The 17,314-nt window shown below is 42.0% G+C and carries 14 protein-coding genes; 3 read left to right on the forward strand and 11 right to left on the reverse strand.

The window, feature by feature from the left end; genetic code table 11:
- The first annotated feature begins 30 nt into the window (after positions 1 to 30).
- Complete coding sequence (locus VR862_RS07945) at positions 31 to 1,659, forward strand: hypothetical protein (protein ID WP_324720422.1); 1,629 nt, start codon at positions 31 to 33, stop codon at positions 1,657 to 1,659.
- 147 nt (positions 1,660 to 1,806) lie between these two features.
- On the opposite strand, the gene VR862_RS07950 is transcribed toward VR862_RS07945, so the two are convergent.
- The 11 genes from VR862_RS07950 to VR862_RS08000 all read right to left on the reverse strand — a co-directional run bounded on the left by VR862_RS07950 (position 1,807) and on the right by VR862_RS08000 (position 15,315).
- Positions 1,807 to 3,417: a BACON domain-containing protein gene (locus tag VR862_RS07950; RefSeq protein WP_324720423.1), complete on the reverse strand. Its 1,611-nt coding sequence runs from the start codon at positions 3,415 to 3,417 to the stop codon at positions 1,807 to 1,809.
- 135 nt (positions 3,418 to 3,552) lie between these two features.
- Positions 3,553 to 4,800, reverse strand: a complete 1,248-nt coding sequence (locus tag VR862_RS07955) for a DUF418 domain-containing protein (protein ID WP_324720424.1) — start codon at positions 4,798 to 4,800, stop codon at positions 3,553 to 3,555.
- 205 nt (positions 4,801 to 5,005) lie between these two features.
- A complete protein-coding gene (locus tag VR862_RS07960) occupies positions 5,006 to 5,815 on the reverse strand; it encodes a helix-turn-helix domain-containing protein (protein WP_324720425.1) in 810 nt (269 codons plus the stop codon).
- Between the two features lie 353 nt (positions 5,816 to 6,168).
- Complete coding sequence (locus tag VR862_RS07965; protein WP_324720426.1) at positions 6,169 to 6,624, reverse strand: hypothetical protein; 456 nt, start codon at positions 6,622 to 6,624, stop codon at positions 6,169 to 6,171.
- A gap of 27 nt (positions 6,625 to 6,651) precedes the next feature.
- Entirely contained in the window at positions 6,652 to 7,215 is a 564-nt protein-coding gene (locus VR862_RS07970) for a hypothetical protein (RefSeq protein WP_324720427.1), read from the reverse strand.
- A 374-nt stretch (positions 7,216 to 7,589) separates the two neighbouring features.
- Positions 7,590 to 7,985, reverse strand: a complete 396-nt coding sequence (locus tag VR862_RS07975) for a hypothetical protein (protein WP_324720428.1) — start codon at positions 7,983 to 7,985, stop codon at positions 7,590 to 7,592.
- 145 nt (positions 7,986 to 8,130) lie between these two features.
- A complete protein-coding gene (locus tag VR862_RS07980; RefSeq protein ID WP_324720429.1) occupies positions 8,131 to 8,781 on the reverse strand; it encodes a GIY-YIG nuclease family protein in 651 nt (216 codons plus the stop codon).
- A gap of 392 nt (positions 8,782 to 9,173) precedes the next feature.
- The gene (locus tag VR862_RS07985; protein WP_324720430.1) at positions 9,174 to 10,538 is read right to left on the reverse strand and encodes a hypothetical protein; all 1,365 of its coding nucleotides are present in this window, start codon (positions 10,536 to 10,538) and stop codon (positions 9,174 to 9,176) included.
- Between the two features lie 295 nt (positions 10,539 to 10,833).
- Positions 10,834 to 12,900: a M13 family metallopeptidase gene (locus VR862_RS07990; protein ID WP_324720431.1), complete on the reverse strand. Its 2,067-nt coding sequence runs from the start codon at positions 12,898 to 12,900 to the stop codon at positions 10,834 to 10,836.
- A gap of 66 nt (positions 12,901 to 12,966) precedes the next feature.
- On the reverse strand, positions 12,967 to 13,461 hold the full coding sequence (locus tag VR862_RS07995) for a nuclear transport factor 2 family protein (protein ID WP_324720432.1): 495 nt from the start codon (positions 13,459 to 13,461) through the stop codon (positions 12,967 to 12,969).
- 339 nt (positions 13,462 to 13,800) lie between these two features.
- Positions 13,801 to 15,315 carry a peptidase associated/transthyretin-like domain-containing protein gene (locus VR862_RS08000; protein WP_324720433.1) on the reverse strand — a complete coding sequence of 505 codons (1,515 nt, stop codon included), beginning with the start codon at positions 15,313 to 15,315 and terminating at the stop codon, positions 13,801 to 13,803.
- A 139-nt stretch (positions 15,316 to 15,454) separates the two neighbouring features.
- Between VR862_RS08000 and VR862_RS08005 the strand changes: the two genes are divergently transcribed.
- Positions 15,455 to 16,960, forward strand: a complete 1,506-nt coding sequence (locus tag VR862_RS08005; protein WP_324720434.1) for an FAD-dependent oxidoreductase — start codon at positions 15,455 to 15,457, stop codon at positions 16,958 to 16,960.
- Positions 16,961 to 16,964: 4 nt separating this feature from the next.
- On the forward strand, positions 16,965 to 17,306 hold the full coding sequence (locus VR862_RS08010) for a hypothetical protein (RefSeq protein ID WP_324720435.1): 342 nt from the start codon (positions 16,965 to 16,967) through the stop codon (positions 17,304 to 17,306).
- Positions 17,307 to 17,314 lie beyond the last annotated feature (8 nt).

The following is a 17,314-nucleotide window of genomic DNA, read 5'->3' on the forward strand; positions in this document are numbered from 1 at the left end:
TGGATTATCTAAGAGATGGAAACCGAAATTATGGTTAGATATTATTATTTCCTCCTCTTTATGGTGGTTCTATTAGGATGTAGTCCAGAGAGAAATACAGATGACGAATCTGGTTCAAAAACAAAGATAACAGGCTTTAGAATTGAGATAACTTCTCCAATTCAAAAAAGAGATTATTCTTTTCATCATCCCACAGAAACCTCTCAAGGTTATGACGGAGTATTTGCTAACCCCGCAAGCGAGTTGACTTTTATTGGGGAAGTGGGCGTGACATATAGTAAAGCTTCAGAAGAAACAGAAGAACCGGACTTCCAGGTGATATGGCGAAGTAGTATCGACGGAATACTGCACCAAGGTGAAGTGAAGGAAGGACTTCAAACAGAAATTCAAAGGAAATTATCTAAAGGCATTCATACCGTCTACCTTGAAGCTTCTATTCCCGGAACCCAATTTGTTGCCAAAGATTCTGTTATTCTTTCCAATACTATAGAGCTTAGAACAACAAGTACAGGTAAAGCTGTCGCACTAAGTTGGTCCAAATATGAGGGACAGGATTTCCAGAGTTATTTGATATACAGACAGGATCATACCCCTGTAGCCGAGATCGCCAACATAGATGATACTGAGTATACAGTCCCCGGGAGTAATTCCTTCATTGCCGAACATGAATACCAGGTTATCGTTCGCACCAGTAATAGCTATGATCATCCTATTGGGAGCAATATTTCCCTGCAATCCCAGGGTATTTTCTTTAAGTTCCCTCATTTTGTTCATAAAATCATCAAGGATCCTTTAAGGTCGAAGGTATATGCAATTGTAAGCCCCGAATTTTCTCATTACGATTCTACTACTTTTGGCCTTCTTATTATCGATGTGGGGGAGGAGAATTTCCAGATCGATTCCCACATTTTACAAGATCAAAAATTTGCCGATCTGGATATTTCACCTGATGGGCAAAATCTCTTCCTCGTGCAGAAGTATGTTGACCAGATCACTAAGCTAAACCTGGACCGGCTTGAAGCCGAAACTTTCGTCACCAGTACAAATGGATGGGGCTTTCATAAAATAGAAGTGGGTAAGGATAATACGCTTTATTGTCACAGAAATCCTCCAACATCTGGAAGCACGGGATTCTGGATCTTTGACGGCAATAATGGAAATCTTATTAGAAGTCAGGAATCTGTTTTGAGCCATGGAGATATTGAATATAATAGTTCTTTTGATGCCCTTTATGGAGGGGAAAGCAATACCAGTAACGGAAGAATGTACAAATACAATGTAACGGCAAATTCAATCGTTCAGGCAACTCCATATCCCGTTTGGCCCGATGGAATAACTTTTCCATGGTCGCATATATTCGTCTCCGATGATGACCAGTACATACTTTGGGAGAACTTTCAGCTGGATCCAAACCTCAATGTTATCCGGACTTTCGAAACTACTATGAAAATTAGCAGTCCCGGAAATAAGTACCTGTCAAATTATGAGGAGCTCTACGACTTCAACAGTCTTGAGCCGGTTTATAAGTTTCCGATATTACCAATTACAGATAGATCTACAATGGTCTTTATGGATGATGAGACCGTGGTAATGGCCAGGGCAGAAAATACGGGAATGAATCAGGAGGAGTACACTTACTTTTTCAGGATAAATTTGTAGTATACAGGTGCTGATCACTATAATTATGTAATCACAAAAAAGCCTCTATAGAAAGAGGCCTTAAAATGTCACTTTTGGAAATCCTCATCTGATGAGATTTCAGGAGAGTAAGACGAACAGGTAAAGAGCTACCTGCCGGTAATTATCTTACTCAAACATTTCCGTTTTTAAAATTATCATTTGAGAATTTCCATAAATTATGATGTGCTCACCATCTGGAGAGGTAATAAGACCGCCTGAAAATGAACCTTTATTTCTTTGGTCTATTGGATATTTGAAGATTGTGCCACCGGTGTTATAGTCAATAAGCTCTATACCTGTATCTGTGTCTGAATTTATTGCGTAGATATGATTCGGCAATTCAGGGTCATACGAAAAATCTCCCATATAAAAGGGAGCAGAAGTTTTTTGGCTTAGGTACGACATATCCTCTGAGATGATTTGTTGACTGCTGCTGCCGGAAACGTAGATCCTCTTATCCAATTTATTAGGAGTTATTCTCACTGCTCCTGCTCCACCATAATAGGTTTCCTGTAAGTCTATTTGCTCAAAAGATCCATTTGGGTTCAGGACGTTGATGTGGGAAGAGAAATGACTAATGGCATATAATTTTGAGGCGTCGTAGTTTAGCTTATAGCTCTGTAGCTGCATATCATCCTCAACTGTGTTGTTGGGTTCGGTCATTTCATCGGCATTTGAGCTGTCAATGAACCTCCATGTCATACCCGATATATCTCTGCTTACTAAGGAGATAATACCTTTTCCGGCCTTGTTAAAACCAATAGAGTATGGATTCGTATAAGGGTGATCTGGATGGTCTGAACTTCCCGGTTCAATATGTATTTCTTTGATAAGCTCTCCAGTTTGGGAATAAACCTCTACTTTTTCTCCCGACCAGTTGGGAATGTAGATAAGGTCATTATGTGGATTAATGAAAAAATCTCCTCCATAAAAGCTCGTAGGGGAGTAGTCAAGACCTGTTTCAAACCTCATTTCCTGTTCATAGTTGCCTTCCTTTTCTGTAAACTTGTAGATGTAACTTGCCTCACTATTTTCTCCCACACGAATTGAAAGAACCCACAGGTTATTCTCCTTGTCAAGAATAATTTTACGCACAGAGCCGGGGAAGCTGAACTTTTGCGAATAAAATTTTAGACTTACCAGATCTTCCAGCTTTCTATTGTCTTTGTCGATTATGGAATACTTATACCTAAAATCCCCACCCAATGGGGAAGGACCTTTGGTAAATTTTATACCACGGTTGTCATTAAAATATTCAACATCATCTTCCTTTATGAAAAAAGAAGTGGTCTCCGTTCCACTCATGATGTAATTAAGCTTGACAGGTCTATTGAATAACAGGAATTTTGCTTCGTCCATTCGTAGGGAGGCATCAGATCCGGTGTAAGCAATCAGCTTTAGAGAGGCCTCTTCCTGAGTTAGCTCGATGCGAAGTTTCCTGGTGGCATATTGGAACATCAAATGACCATCCCGCGGTTCCCCATCAAAGTTCTCCTCTACTTCCAACTGCAGGTCACCGTCTCCATCGCCTCCGGTCACTGAAGGATTCACCCAATCGGGATGAGAAAGTATTTCCCATGTAACATTTGTGCTTATGGAAAGATCAAAGCTTCTTCCTGCGGAGGAGGAATGAAGCACTGTTTTATTAAGTTCAAAATAAGGATCTTCTGTTTCTTTGGTTTCATCTTTACTGCAGGCAACTAATGCTATAAGGAGCAGGAGGTAAATTTTTTTCATTTGAGGCTTTTTATTTCAACATTTAAAGAAAACGAACAAAGATTAAAAAGTAGGGAAGAGTAATAATTATATAATTCCAGGATGCTATTAAAGATTTTTTTAAAATGCGAACCGCCTATTTTGAGGAAGAAAAAATTATTCACTATAGCCAACCTTTGGAAGCGATTCAGTTTTGGGTTTACTAATACGAAAAAGTTTCCTGTAGGTAAGACACCTCCAAAGCCATTCCAGTGGACCAAACCTGAAGTACGTCAGCCAAAGCTTACTAAAAAGTACCTGCAAGGCGAAAACAGCAAAGGCTATTGAAAGGGTTTGCCACGGACTAAAGCCTTCGTAAAAAGAAAATCCTACTGAAGAGAAAAGAAATAGTCCAATACCGCTTTGCATGATATAGTTAGAGAGGGCCATTCTTCCCACATGCCGTAGGGGCTTCAAAAGATATCTTGCTTTCGTGTTGTACCAAAGCCAACCCAGAAACCACAGATAGAACAGTCCCATCATAACATCTGAAACTACCATCACTTTTTTTAGATAGGGCCTGAAAAGCTCACTGGCATAGATCCCGGTTTCCGGTAAATAGAAAAGAAACAGGATTCTGTAGCTGTTAGTGGCTATTGCTATCAGGATCATAGGAATACTTATCCTTTTGATGAAGAAATCAAGAGAATTGTAGATCCTGTTTTTGCCAATATACAGCCCCAAAAGGAACATAGAAAGTGCAATGGGACCTAAAAAGCCAAACAGCATGGGAATATTTGCCATATACTCCTTAAGGCGGAGTTGCAGACCGTCAAAATAAGATCCTTCAGAAATTATATGGTGTACCGAAGCCCCGTCCAAACCGCTCAGGTAACTTCCCGGATCGAATTTCAGCTGCTCGAACAGGAAGAAGAAAATGTCATCATAGAACGGGAACAACAGGAAGAAGACCGAGAGGGACAGAATTAATTTATTGGATCTCTTCAGGAACAAAGTAACCATTAGTCCCAGGATTGCATATAGATTTAGAACATCACCAGACCAGAGGAAAACGATATGACACGCTCCGATTAAAAAGAGGATGAACATTCTTCTGGCAAAGAAAGAAAATCTAAGGCTGCCTTTTTCCTTCATTTTGAGGGCCTGCATGGAAATTCCCAGTCCAAACAAAAGAGAGAAAATAGGGAAGAACTTAGTATAAAAGAACAGCTGGAGAATGCGTTCTGCAAATTGATCTATTCCAGAAGTCCATTGTTTTGCAAACTCATCCTGATTAAGAAAGGTGGAATTCATAATCACACTGTTTACTACGAAAATTCCCAAAATGGCAAAGCCGCGGTAAACATCTAAGAGATCAATTCTTTTGGATTTGGTGGTGGGTTTAATTGCTCCTGAAGATTTCAAAAATCGAGGCTTTATGAAAAAATGTTCAAGTTAAAACTTTTAATTAAAATCTTCTGTCGGGAAAATTTAAAGATTCTATCTTTTAAGTATATAGTTCAGGAAGACCTTCTTGTACAAGAAAGATCCAGCTATAGAAAATTCTACAGCCGGATTGACAGATTAGAAAATAAAGAAAAAAAACCTTATGAAAACCTCACATGCTTTACTATGCAAGCTGAGCTGAAGTTTTTTGAGGGCGGGGATATGCTTTGTACATGATGATCACCTGAAACAATCCTGCCAGCATCTGGATAGGAAGACCTAGCGGATTAAGGAAAAGGAAGAATATTCCTGCACTTATTTCTAAAAGTCCGGCGACAAGACAGAGTGAGCCAAGCCCTTTCCGCAGCCGGATAAGAGATATCCCGAAGATGATTCCCAGAACCCCGAAAGCAACAGATATTCCCATGGAGATCAAAAGAGGATCTACAGGATTCCAGAAGAGGGAGGTGATTTCGTGTGTTATGGTAAAGATCATAAGTGCCATAAGAAGCAGTGCCGAGATCCTTAGCAGGGGATTGCGGAAGATAGCTCCCAGGGCGACAAAGCCTCTAAAAAAGAATAGAAAGGAGCCCAAAACGAGTAGCTTGATCATAAGGTAAAAGGTCTGATTGTATCCTTCCACCGGAAAGAAAAAGTAGGTGGAGGTTCCTGAAAGGTCTTCAGAAATTCTCATGAAGTCCATAGGACCTTCTAAAAATCCGAGAAGTAAATAGACGATCCCAAAGATCCAGCCTAACTGCAGGAGCTTGTTTTTACCTAAAGTAGAATTTTTCTCCTCCCGAATATCCTTTAGGTCATGGCCCATGGCTGCAAGAATTGTTTTCACTGTATAACTGCGCGGAGTGACCTCGCCGGTCTCAATGCGCTGAATCGTTCTCACGCTGATGTTGCAGAGATCCACCAGCTCTTCCTGAGTTAATCCTTTTTCTTTTCTAAGTTCTGCAATTTTTAAACCCAGTTCCGGCTGTTTCATAATTGATAATTTTTGATGTTGTACGTTTCTTTTGTTCATAGCAATATTATCCGGAACAGCAGAAAAGTACAAAATTTAGGGGATTACTTCACCCGTCATTTACCCGCCATTCGCTGTGAATAGCCATGAATACCGGAGGGAGAGAACTAGAGAGTGAAAAAGAGGAGGGAGATCCCGCGCAGACTTTAGGTTATTTTGAAAAAACAATTGTCCAAAACTGTATTCTTATCAATTCGACTACTCAAAAGAAAAAGGTTAAAAAACTGAGCAAAATTAGAGGTCTGGCAAATGTCATTTTTGAAAAGGTAAGGAACTGCTTTGTTTTTCTTTTAGTGGCTTCCGATTCAATGCTATTATTGAATTATAAAAGAAATGGTTTTTGAAATATTTCCTGCACTTGAACCTACAATAGTTTCATATTCAATGATCTGTCCTGCCGAAAAAAGATTTGAAGGTATCATAATGTCGATTTCTTTAATATACCGGGTAGTGCCATTATCATGCTCATAAAATCCTCCCATGGGTACTTCGTTGGTGATTTCAATTCTCTCTCCTTTATCAACAGTCCTAAAGAACCTGGGGGAACTACCATCGTTAGACTGTATACTTATCTGTAGGATCAATGGTTTTCCTGGAGTGGTGAAGGAGGTGTATATGGTATCTTCAGTAACTTCATGCTCATCATTGTGGGCATAATCATCAAAAGTGGAATACTTGATCCAGGTATCGGAAAAATCCGGCTCAGTACTACAGGAAATATTTAAAAGCGGCAATGAAAAAGTGAGGATAATAGATGCTAATCTTTTCATGCTTATCGCGTTTGGTTTGACTTTTATTTAGAACCGGTACCCAATTCTGAGGTGCAGGTTAAGGGCAAGATCACTTTCATTTTTAAGATAGCCGGCTGCTTTAGCAAAGGTATACTTATAGCCCAGTCCAATTCCGGTTTCATAGGTAAAGTGGCTGCCAATGTGCCTCCTTATTCCCCATGTAGGTATTATGGACACATCACTTATAACTCTGATATTTTCATAGTTGGAGATCACAAACCAATCGGGATGATAGTTGGTTTGTAGGGATAGGAAATTTCCTGAATTCCCATCTGTTCTTCTGGATTTTCTTTCCCTTTTGTTGAGATTGTAGTACCATCTCGGCTCAAGACTAATTACCGGGGCCAGTAAAAAACCCACCTTGTCGTAATAACTTCCCGCCCAGAGTCCTGTGTCAAAGCCCACTTCACTTCTCAAGGCGAACTCTTTGGAAAGTGCGGTTTCGTTATGGAGCCACAGGCCCAAAATTCCGCTCTGGATGCCGTAGGTGGATTTTTCTACACTTGCGTTTTGAGAATTAGCAAAAAAGCAAAGGCCACAAAAGGCGAGGGACAGGAAAAATTTTTTCATCAATAAGAGGATTCATTTGCCCGAGATCTGGTCCCGGCATCCAATACGGATCGGGAAAGAGGACGGAATTTCAACTTTGGATCTTTAGAGGTAGGGAAGGAAAAAGATCTGGAGACCAATATAGTTAAAATTTTCAAGAAGCTTACGGGAAGCCCGTAGAAGGCTCTATTAAAGGAGAGCGGCTCCTAAAACGGTATTTTTCGGTGGTATTTTACTGGAACAGCACCTGAAAAATATAGATTTAGGGTTTACGCGTTATTCTTGCCGGTGTAGCTACGTACCGGGTGACGAAAGTGGCGGGTTTTCACTATAGAAATGATTGGGAAACCAACCTTCAAAAAGGCCATTTTTGATGCCTCTAATTGCAAAGCGTTCTAATTTTTTAATTGTATCAATATCAATCCATTTCTGGCGCTCGTCCCGTAGAGTGCCATTGCAGTGTAGTCGTTCTTTGGAAAAACTTTTATTTCTGCAACATCTTTCCATTTGTATTGATCAAGATTCTCAAGGTTCGTTATATTTCCATTCAGTACCACTAGGGGCAGAGGGTTAAAAGGGAAACTACTACGAGCAGGACGAATTCCTTTGTAGGTGATGGTATCCGACTTGTAATCGGGTTTCATATTTGTAGTGGAATCAATGACATAACCAATCTGAAATTTAAAAATTGAGTCTACTTTTTTACCGAGGTCAAGTACAGTATCTAATTCCTGAGCGCTAGAGGAAGCTCCAATAAGCCCGAGAAAACAAAAAGCGGCGAATAATTTCATTTTTCAGTGGTTTGTGTGCTAGCCAACGGTTTCGAATAACGCAAGTTGCGGCTTGGTGGCTGGAATTTGTCCGATAAAAACTTTTTTTTAAAGGTAGTCAAAAATCTTATTTATAGGAGGTATCCTTCAGTTGTGATATTCAGTGTTAGCCACCGCATTTTTCTTTTAGTTCCAGTTTTTTTATTCTTGATTTTATGGCTCCAGCGTTGCGACCAAAGATTTGACTCAGTTCGGTAATCGATTTTCCTTCACAAAAAAGTCTTTCAAGTTCTCCGTCGCTTTCGGGAGTCCATCTCTCATAGGCATATTGATCCTTTACTTGTTTTTCAGCTTTTGTGTAGGCTTTTTTAACTCCTCGTTTACCTTTTTGGTTATATTTTGGAGTCAGTTTTGCGTACAGACGTTCTTCAAGTTCCTTTCGTCCGAGATCAACAACAATATAGGACAAGGTCAGATGTTTCTGAATTCTGTCGTTCAGCATTAGTTCAATTTCGTCTGCAAAACTCTTTTTAGATGTCGCCTTTTCATAAGAGAGATGCTCTGAATAATGATTGCTTCCTAGATTCCTTCTTACTGTATGATTTTTGGTATTGAGTACATCATTCATTCGTCCTCGAATGCTTCCTGATTCTCCCACATAACAGATCTCTCCTTCTTCTCGAAATAAATAAACCGCTGATTGATTGGGAAATGAATTTGCCCAATCACGTGTTAATTCGATTGGTTTTCTTTCTGATTCAATCAACAGTTTATGCTCAAGTTTGAGCAAATATTCTTCTATTTCTGTTTTTTTCATCTTTAGGAGATTATATGGTGGCTAACGTGTTAGCCCCAATATATTCTAGAATTTTATAATTCCAGGGACGGGATAAAAGCAATTTTTTTGATCTGCGATAGCGGTAGGGAAGAAGGAGCAGGATCTCTCTACTAATATAGGGGTAAATATTCTTACATCCCTCAGTGGAGGCGGGAAAAAGTCTCTTAAGAGCTGATCCCGTGTCAGCCCAGTCTTCCGGGAAACGTATTGCAGAAATAGGATGTGGTTACCCGAAGTCAGGCAACTTTTGGTAAATTTTGTAATGTAGAGGCCAACCTTCTGTTCCTGGCCGGTAAAGGCACACCCGAAAAAGTCCGGGACCCGATGTTCCCTATTCATAAGTATCAGGCATCCCGTTCGCAGTTCTAGTTTTAGTCCTCTTCGGGTTCAGGTCCCCAGAGGTATTGATTGCCCATGTTCAGGTTAGCGAATTCAATGATCACCGATTCCCCTTCGACCTCGCGTTGCACTTCCCCCACGACCTCGTAGACCGATGCCGGGAGCGATGATGCCTGCTCAATATGATGTGGAGACCAGACAAAAATATTATCACCGTAAACATCCTCGGCATCAATGCTGACCTGCAAGCTTTCCTCTATCAGGAACTTCGTAGGTGCCGAAACCAAAATTGAACCGTCCAGGCTGGAGCGAGCATCCTCACTAAATGGTCCTTTCCACACCAACAGGTTGTCACCAAAAAAATCTTCACTGTTGATTTTTACTCTCCTACTGCCATCTGTCACCCGAAAAACTGCCGGGGTGGAAGCAGTTACTGAGCTCTTGAGCTCCGGCGTTGGAGATTTCCGGTTCTTAAGCACCCAATTAAAGATGTTGTCGCCGGCCTGATCCTCAAAGTCGATATTTACGTCGCGGCTGTCGGCGACGATAAAGGTGGTGGGCACATCGAAACGAAGTGGACCGCCAATACTATCGCTGCTCCCTGCAATCCAATCGAGTGTCATATCCCCGGCGCTATCCTCAAAATTGATCTTTACCCTATCGCTGCGTTCTATACGAAAGGTCAGGGGCACCTCAATGTCCATTGACCCACCTACGAAGGACGCCGAGTGCTGTTCGCCACCATTCCAGTTAAATTCGTTATCGCAGAGCACATCTTCAATATCGATCTCGATGTCCTCGCTATCAAAAACTTCGATCTTTACAGACATAACGATCTTGAGAGATCCTCCTACCAAACCGGAGCGTTGAGCTTGCGAGGGTATGTTCCCTTTAGAGTTCTTGCTAACTGTCCAGGTGAAGAAGTTATCCGTAAAGATATCTTCCAGGTCCACCAGAATGCGTTTGCTGTTGGAGACCCGGATGAGCACAGGCATGTCAACCTTGAATTCCCCGCCGATAGTGCCAGGCTTATTTCCCGGGAACCCGGAATTTTGCCAGGTGAATTTGTTGTCCCCGAAGATGTCTTCAATGTTCAAGGTGTCGTCCCGGCTGTTGGTCACGTTAATACTGACGGGGAGCGACACCTTAAAGTCACCAAAATTATTGCCATTGCTTTCGCCCCGATTGCCCGACCAGACCAGTGTTGTATCGCTGAAAAAATCCCCAAATTCAATATTCTCTCCGTTTAAATCCAAGATGTTGATGTCCACGGAATCATAGAGCTCGTAGGTGCCAGACTGCGATTGCCGCTTCCCGTTATTTGCGTACTGGTCCAACACACAGGAAGTCAAAAACAAGGAAAACATAATCGCAAAAAAAGCTACATGTATTTTCATTAAGTCGGTTTTTAATTGCTGCTATTTGCATTTAAGTACCTGGTATTCTGTAATTTAATAAAATACTCGTGCCTACACATGAATTGAATTTTAAACTTTTCTTAATGCCGTTTGGACAAATTGTCTGTTTCAAAAACTGCTGGATCTATAGTAAGAAATAATAGGATTATGAGTTCCTTTGAGCGCGGGGCATGGTGAATTGCCACCGAATCCTATGAACAACCATGGGGAATCATGCTCCTAATAAAAAAGCCCCTTCAAAAGAAGAGGCTTAAAATGTCATTTTTGAAAGGTATTACCAGATCTTCACCCGGTTCTCAGGCTTCACATACATTGGGTCTCCTTCTTTAATGTCGAATGCTGTATAGAAAGCATCAATATTCTGAAGGGGTACATACGCCCTGTACTCGCCGGGAGAATGTGGATCTGTCTTGATCCTGTTTCTCAATGCTTCTTCACGCATTTTGGTTCTCCAAACTGTGGCCCAGCTCATAAAGAAACGCTGCTCGGGAGTGAAACCATCGATCTTTCCTGGATTGCCGTGTTCCTTCAGGTGAATTTGGAGTCCGTCGTAAGCGGCATTCACACCACCAAGGTCTCCAATATTTTCTCCAAGAGTAAATTTCCCGTTAATATAAACTGAATCGAGTACTTCAATAGCGCTGTACTGGTCTGCCAGTCTTCCGCCTAAAGTTTCAAACTGCTCCAGGTCCTTTTCAGTCCACCAGTTGTTCAGATTTCCGTCGGCATCAAAACGGGAACCGCTGTCATCAAAACCGTGAGAGATCTCGTGTCCTATTACAGCACCAATTCCGCCGTAATTTACAGCAGCATCGGCTTTATAATCATAGAATGGCGGCTGAAGGATTGCAGCTGGGAACACGATCTCGTTATAAGCCGGGTTGTAGTATGCATTCACGATTTGTGGCGCCATAAACCACTCGCTTTTATCTACAGGTTTGCCAAGTTCGGCAATATCTTCTTCAGTTTCCCATTTTGCAATGTTGAGAAGGTTTTGAAAATAGGAACCTCCATCCTTTGGTTGCTTGATCTCGACAGTAGAATAATCTTTCCACTCATCTGGATATCCCACTTTGATCACAGTGGTGTTCAGCTTCTCCTTAGCTTTCACCTTGGTGCTGTCGCTCATCCATGCCAGCTGATCGATGCGGTTCTCGAAAGCTTTTACCACGTTCTGGATCATTTCCTCTGCCTGGGTCTTGGCCTCGGAAGGAAAATGTTCTTCAACGTATAATTTTCCAAGAGCCTCACCTATGGTCTGGTTAATCGTCGCAAGGGCCCGCTCATTGCGGGGGAGTGGTTTTTGTGCGCCACGAAGGGTTTTTTCATAGAATTCCCAGTTCGCATCTTCGATCTCTGTGGTCAACATTCCAGCTGCATCATTGAAGAGCGTCCATCGCAGGTAGTTTTTCCATTCCTCAACATTCTGTGAAGCAAGGGTATTTTGCAGGGCCTGCATGTATTTTGGCTGCCTTACGATCACGGTGTCGACTTTTTTAGCGCCTATAGCTTCGAAGTAGCGAGTCCAGTTGATAGCAGGAACTGTTTTTTGAAGCTCGGCGACTGTCATAGGATTATAGGTTTTTCGGGCATCCCGGCGCTCTACTTTATCAAGACGCGGTTGTGCCAGGGCGGTCTCAAACTCAAGGATGTTTTTTGCGTTTTTTGCTGCCTCTTCTTCCGAATCTCCTAAATACTGAAGCATTCTGGTGATGTGGGCAACATATTTTTCACGCTTGTCTTTGGAATCGGCATCCTGTGAGATATAGTAATCACGATCTGGCAATCCAAGGCTTCCGGCTCTAAGATATGCTGCGTTCATGTTTGAATTCTTCGCATCGGCACCCACACCAAAGCTGAAGAATCCCCCGCCGCCGTACATTTGCATCTCCTCAAGGTAATTCTGAAGATCTTCTTTTGTCTTGATAGCGGCGATCTTCTCGAGGTAAGGCCGAATAGGCTCAATTCCCTGCTCATTTCGTGCTACCGTATCCATGATGGTCTTATACAAGTAAACCGCTTTTGCCTGATCGCTCGAAGCATCAAGATCCTCACTGTTTACTGCACCCTCCAAAAGGGCCAATGCATCTTTATCTGTTTTTTCACGGAGTTCATTAAAACTTCCCCATACAGTTTTATCTTCAGGAATTTCGTTTGTGTCCAGCCAGCGGCCGTTCACGAACCTAAAGAAATCCTGCTGTGGAGTAACAGTGGTATCCATATTAGCAAGATTAATCCCAGGTGACTCCTGAGTTTCGGCAATATCTTTGTCATTTTTACAGCCCGAAACCACTGCGGCAGTCAAAAATGGAAAAAGAAATGCTTTTGTTATTCTATTCATAAGTAATTGTTTTTTGAGTGGCGAAAAATAAGAAAAATGATCAATAGTTTTTCCTTTTTGAGCAGTTTAGCGGGATCTGATTTTTGAAATTAAAGCCTGATCAAAAGCAGCTTTTAAAGAGGTAACCGCATCTACATTTTCATTAGGAATTGCAATGGAAAGCACATAGTGTTTAACCTTCCACTCACCATTCTTTTTAACCACCACACCCGAACCGCGGCAGATGCCCATTTGGGTGTCCAGCAGTTCGTCGAACCAGGCCAGATCTTTATCTTCGTCTAAAAAGATATTTCGCTCCAGGGTGGAGAAACTCCAGGCTTTTCCGCGGTCAAAATATGGTTTGGACCATTCCATGAACTCCTGTTTGTTCCAGTTTTCGGTAGCATCTGTACCTATAAAAACTGAAGCAGGAGCCATCATGCTGAAGTAATTGTCAAAATTGGCCTCGGCGGCTGCTTCGTGCCAATCCTCAAGAAGCTGATAAATATGTTCTTTTTCCGATTGCGCCTGAAGTATATTTCCGAAGAAAAACATCAGGACTAGAAAACTGAATTTATACATGTATTAAAATTTTTGCTCAAGATAAGCTTTTTCCGGGGTGAGGCTTCAAAAATGCCATTTGTGGAAGGTTCTTTCGATCAATTAAGTCAACCTGATGATTTTACGATACACCTGTTTACCCTCGCCATTAATTTCCCAGACAATCTATACAATTGCAGGCACGATTTTTCTTATCTACGGTGTTTCTGGTATTTCACAGCATGTCTTCTCGAGGCTGGAATGGGTTGACCTTTACTGCGGATTATTTTTTTGCCGTGGGGTTAATACCTTTTAAAAATCTTCTGGAGCAACCATCAGGCTGCCGTACTCTCTACTGTACTGGGAGGTCAAAAAAGCAATTTAAAGCTCTTCATCTTCCGAATTCAATGCCGTAAAGCTTTTGATCGCTGCGTTGGGTTCTATGATGTTATAACCGTTCCAAAAATCGGGGTTGTAAACCTTGAAAGTCTCGTATTCAAAGTCGGCAGCTGCAGACAGCTTTTCAAGTTCACCGGGAGCGAGAGCTTCATTTTCGTAGACTACAAGTTGCAGTTTTTGTATTTGACTGAATTTTAGGTTTAAATCAAGGTCAAGCTCGTTCTGCTTCCGTCGACCTGGCACGTGCTTATTTTTTTCGATGATGGTAAGCGGCCGGTCGATGCCTACTGTCTCGCCTGTTTCACGCTCCACGTAGCTAAGATTGTATTTCCCGGATTCATCCTTTACGAAGATCATTTTTCCGCGGTAAACATCATCGGCTGTACTTATTCCGAAGAGGCGGAATTTCTTCAGGGGCCTTACATTCTCGTATTCCAGGCGGTGCACCCCAAAATCTGCAGTATTCACATAGATCCTTCCTTTAAAATCTGACCGCCACCTGGGTTCGAAATCTATAACATAGACTGCTGCATTGTCGATCCAGGCATAGCCGTTGAGGTGATATTTGTACCGGTTTGACTTGTCAAAAAGGTTGAACGTAATGTCTTCCTTCCAGAACATCCCATTCAAGAGACGCTTCACCCTGGAATCTGAAGCTTTTGCCAGGCTCTTTTTGCTTTCCAACCTGGCTTTCTCTATTTCTTCGGGAGTTTTCTCCTTCTTCTTTTCCTTCGTGACCAACTCCTCCTTAAGTTCATCTTCATCGATCTTTACGCCAATGATCCCCGAACGCACCTTGAGATAAGAGCGTTCTTTCAGGGTATTCATAAAAAGAGAATTCAAATGATCTGTAAGTTCTTCAAGGGATTGGGTGCTCTGTGGGTTGTGAAGGTTAGCAGCTTTGATGATCTGGAGTTTTTGAGAATCGAAATTCCCGTACATATCGGCAAGTACTTCTTTGTAGGAGTCTGAGACCCTTGGGATCTGTGAAGAGATCTCATTCATAAGCCTCTGGTCGATCCCGGCAATAGTACTCTTATCCACCTCCAGGTCAAATCGGCGGACATAATTAAAATCCGACTGTCTTAGAAAAACCCTTTTCCTGCTATTGTCAAAATTGTAGTTGTTGGCAACCTCTTCTTTTACTTTCTCTATTATTTCTTTTGCTGAAAGGTTCTTGTTTGAAAGAAAAACTTCACCCAGTTCAATGGACTTTGGGGTGAGGTAGATGATGCCTCCTGATATCTTTTCGGGAGCAATTTCCAGCTGCTCAAATCCCAGCGAGGAGATCTTTATAAGTTCCGGCAGTTTTTCATCTTCAGAATTATAGCTGAAAAAACCCTCGTCATTAGTGACCAGTCCACGATTTTCAGAAAAGATCACATTGGCATAAGGAATAGGCTTTTTACTTGAAGCATCAAGGACCTGAGCTTTCACCTCTTGGGCCAGACCAATTGACGATTGAAGGAATGCCAGAAGCAGAATTAAAAATCTCATAACAGCAGTTTATACTAAGACGTAGATCTATGGATAATGTTACAAGGATTAGTTGTTTGCTATAGGATTAACAAAAAACTAACGGAAAAGAATTGGCAGCAGGAAGATTGAGTATTAAATTTAAGGGAAAAGCCAACCTATGACACGATCTATCTGGAAATCAACCGCTCCAAAAACCAATTTCCCTGCGCTTAACGGAAACCTGGAAACCGAAATTGCCATCATAGGAGGTGGAATTACAGGTATTACTGCAGCTTATCTTTTGGCCCGATCGGGTAAAAAAATTGTACTGCTGGAGGCGGGCACCATTAGTGGAGGTACTACAGGCGATTCTACCGGGAACCTTTACGCAATGGTCGATAAGCGTTTGCACCACATCCAAAGTAAATGGGATAAGGAGACTGCTGCCAGGGTTGCAAGATCACGGGCACAGGCTGTGAACCTGGTGGAGGAACTTGTGAACGAGCATAAGATCGATTGTAGTTTTAAACGTGTGCCATGGTACCTCTTCAGCGAGACCGACAAGAAGGATAAAACGATTGAAAAGGAGATAGATGCCGCGGCCAATTACAATTTGCCTGTAGAGGAACTGCATGAACTGCCCATTCCGGTAAAGGTGAGTACCGCCATAAAAGTAGAAGGCCAGGCTCAGTTTAATCCGGCCGCTTTTGTGAGAGGCCTTGCAGAAAAGATCGATAGTACAAACTGCCAGATCTTTGAAAATTCTGAAGTACATCATATCGAAAAGGAGGAGGAGCTGGTGTTATCTACTTCTTCCGGAACAGTGACTGCCAAAAAGGTCATTTTAGCCACCCATACTCCCAAGGGCATTTACGGCCTGCAAACTGCTCTTTATCCTTATAGAGAATACGCTATTGCCGCTAAACTGCGATCGGGTAATTTTCCCGATGGAATTTACTGGGATACCGAAGCCGATTTCCATACCTCGCTGCGCACCTATAGCAAGGGAAATGATAATTATGTACTTGTTCTTGGGGGTCATCACAAGGTAGGACAGGAGGATGATTACAGCCGCTTCTTTGGAAAGCTTGAGCAAAATGCAAGGCGCTACTTTGATGTGGACGAGATTGAATATAAATGGAGTGCTCAACACTATAAACCTGCAGATGGTTTGCCTTATATAGGAGAAAGTTCAGACGAGAATATCTATTTGGCTACAGGTTTTTCTACAGATGGGCTAACCTACGGCGTTCTTTCTGCAATGATCCTGAATGACCAATTGAACGACAGGAAGAACGAATGGAGTGATCTTTATAAAGCTTCCAGGTTTACGCCAATAAAATCTACAAAGAATTTCATTAGGGAAAATCTGAATGTTGCCAAGCAGTATCTTAAAGATATTCCCGGAAAGGCGGATGCCGAATCCTTTAAAGAAATTGCAGCAGGCCAGGGGAAGGTAGTGGAGGTTGATGACGAAAAGTGGGCTGTGTATAAAGACGAATCGGGGCAGCTACATTGCCAGTCGGCAGTATGTACGCACATGGATTGTATAGTAGACTGGAATGACGCTGAAAAATCCTGGGATTGTCCCTGCCATGGAAGCCGCTTCGAGGCTACCGGACAAGTAATTGAAGGCCCGGCATTTTCACCTCTTGACAAGCGAAATATGAACCCAAAAGAATAGAGCTATGGTTATTACCGCAGTAATTCTTATTGCCATTGCCGTTTTTCTTGGCGGCTATTTACTCACCTATGTTCTTGATCAAAAAATTCCGCCTAAGGCAATTGTTTTTGCTCATGGCACGGCTGCCATTCTGGGCATTCTGGTCCTGTTAACCTTTGCTCTTACCACAGAAAGGCATCACAAACACTGGGACAGTTTCATAATATTTTCAATTGCAGCACTTGTCGGGTTCTATTTGTTTTCCAGAGATATAAGACATAAGAATGTGCCCAAGTGGCTTGCAGTAGTTCACGGGAGCGTCGGCCTGGGAGGATTGGCGTGGATCCTGATACACATCTTGCACTAAAAATTAAA

Source organism: Salinimicrobium aquimaris (assembly GCF_035607535.1).
Lineage (GTDB): Bacteria > Bacteroidota > Bacteroidia > Flavobacteriales > Flavobacteriaceae > Salinimicrobium.

Excerpts from the sequence above, each read along its gene's own strand:
- VR862_RS07985 (WP_324720430.1), bottom strand. The coding sequence starts at position 10,538 with ATGAAAATACATGTAGCTTTTTTTGCGATTATGTTTTCCTTGTTTTTG.
- VR862_RS08010 (WP_324720435.1), top strand. The coding sequence starts at position 16,965 with ATGGTTATTACCGCAGTAATTCTTATTGCCATTGCCGTTTTTCTTGGC.
- VR862_RS07945 (WP_324720422.1), top strand. The coding sequence starts at position 31 with ATGGTTAGATATTATTATTTCCTCCTCTTTATGGTGGTTCTATTAGGA.
- VR862_RS08000 (WP_324720433.1), bottom strand. The coding sequence starts at position 15,315 with ATGAGATTTTTAATTCTGCTTCTGGCATTCCTTCAATCGTCAATTGGT.
- VR862_RS07950 (WP_324720423.1), bottom strand. The coding sequence starts at position 3,417 with ATGAAAAAAATTTACCTCCTGCTCCTTATAGCATTAGTTGCCTGCAGT.
- VR862_RS07975 (WP_324720428.1), bottom strand. The coding sequence starts at position 7,985 with ATGAAATTATTCGCCGCTTTTTGTTTTCTCGGGCTTATTGGAGCTTCC.
- VR862_RS07995 (WP_324720432.1), bottom strand. The coding sequence starts at position 13,461 with ATGTATAAATTCAGTTTTCTAGTCCTGATGTTTTTCTTCGGAAATATA.
- VR862_RS07965 (WP_324720426.1), bottom strand. The coding sequence starts at position 6,624 with ATGAAAAGATTAGCATCTATTATCCTCACTTTTTCATTGCCGCTTTTA.
- VR862_RS07990 (WP_324720431.1), bottom strand. The coding sequence starts at position 12,900 with ATGAATAGAATAACAAAAGCATTTCTTTTTCCATTTTTGACTGCCGCA.
- VR862_RS08005 (WP_324720434.1), top strand. The coding sequence starts at position 15,455 with ATGACACGATCTATCTGGAAATCAACCGCTCCAAAAACCAATTTCCCT.
- VR862_RS07960 (WP_324720425.1), bottom strand. The coding sequence starts at position 5,815 with ATGAAACAGCCGGAACTGGGTTTAAAAATTGCAGAACTTAGAAAAGAA.
- VR862_RS07980 (WP_324720429.1), bottom strand. The coding sequence starts at position 8,781 with ATGAAAAAAACAGAAATAGAAGAATATTTGCTCAAACTTGAGCATAAA.
- VR862_RS07970 (WP_324720427.1), bottom strand. The coding sequence starts at position 7,215 with ATGAAAAAATTTTTCCTGTCCCTCGCCTTTTGTGGCCTTTGCTTTTTT.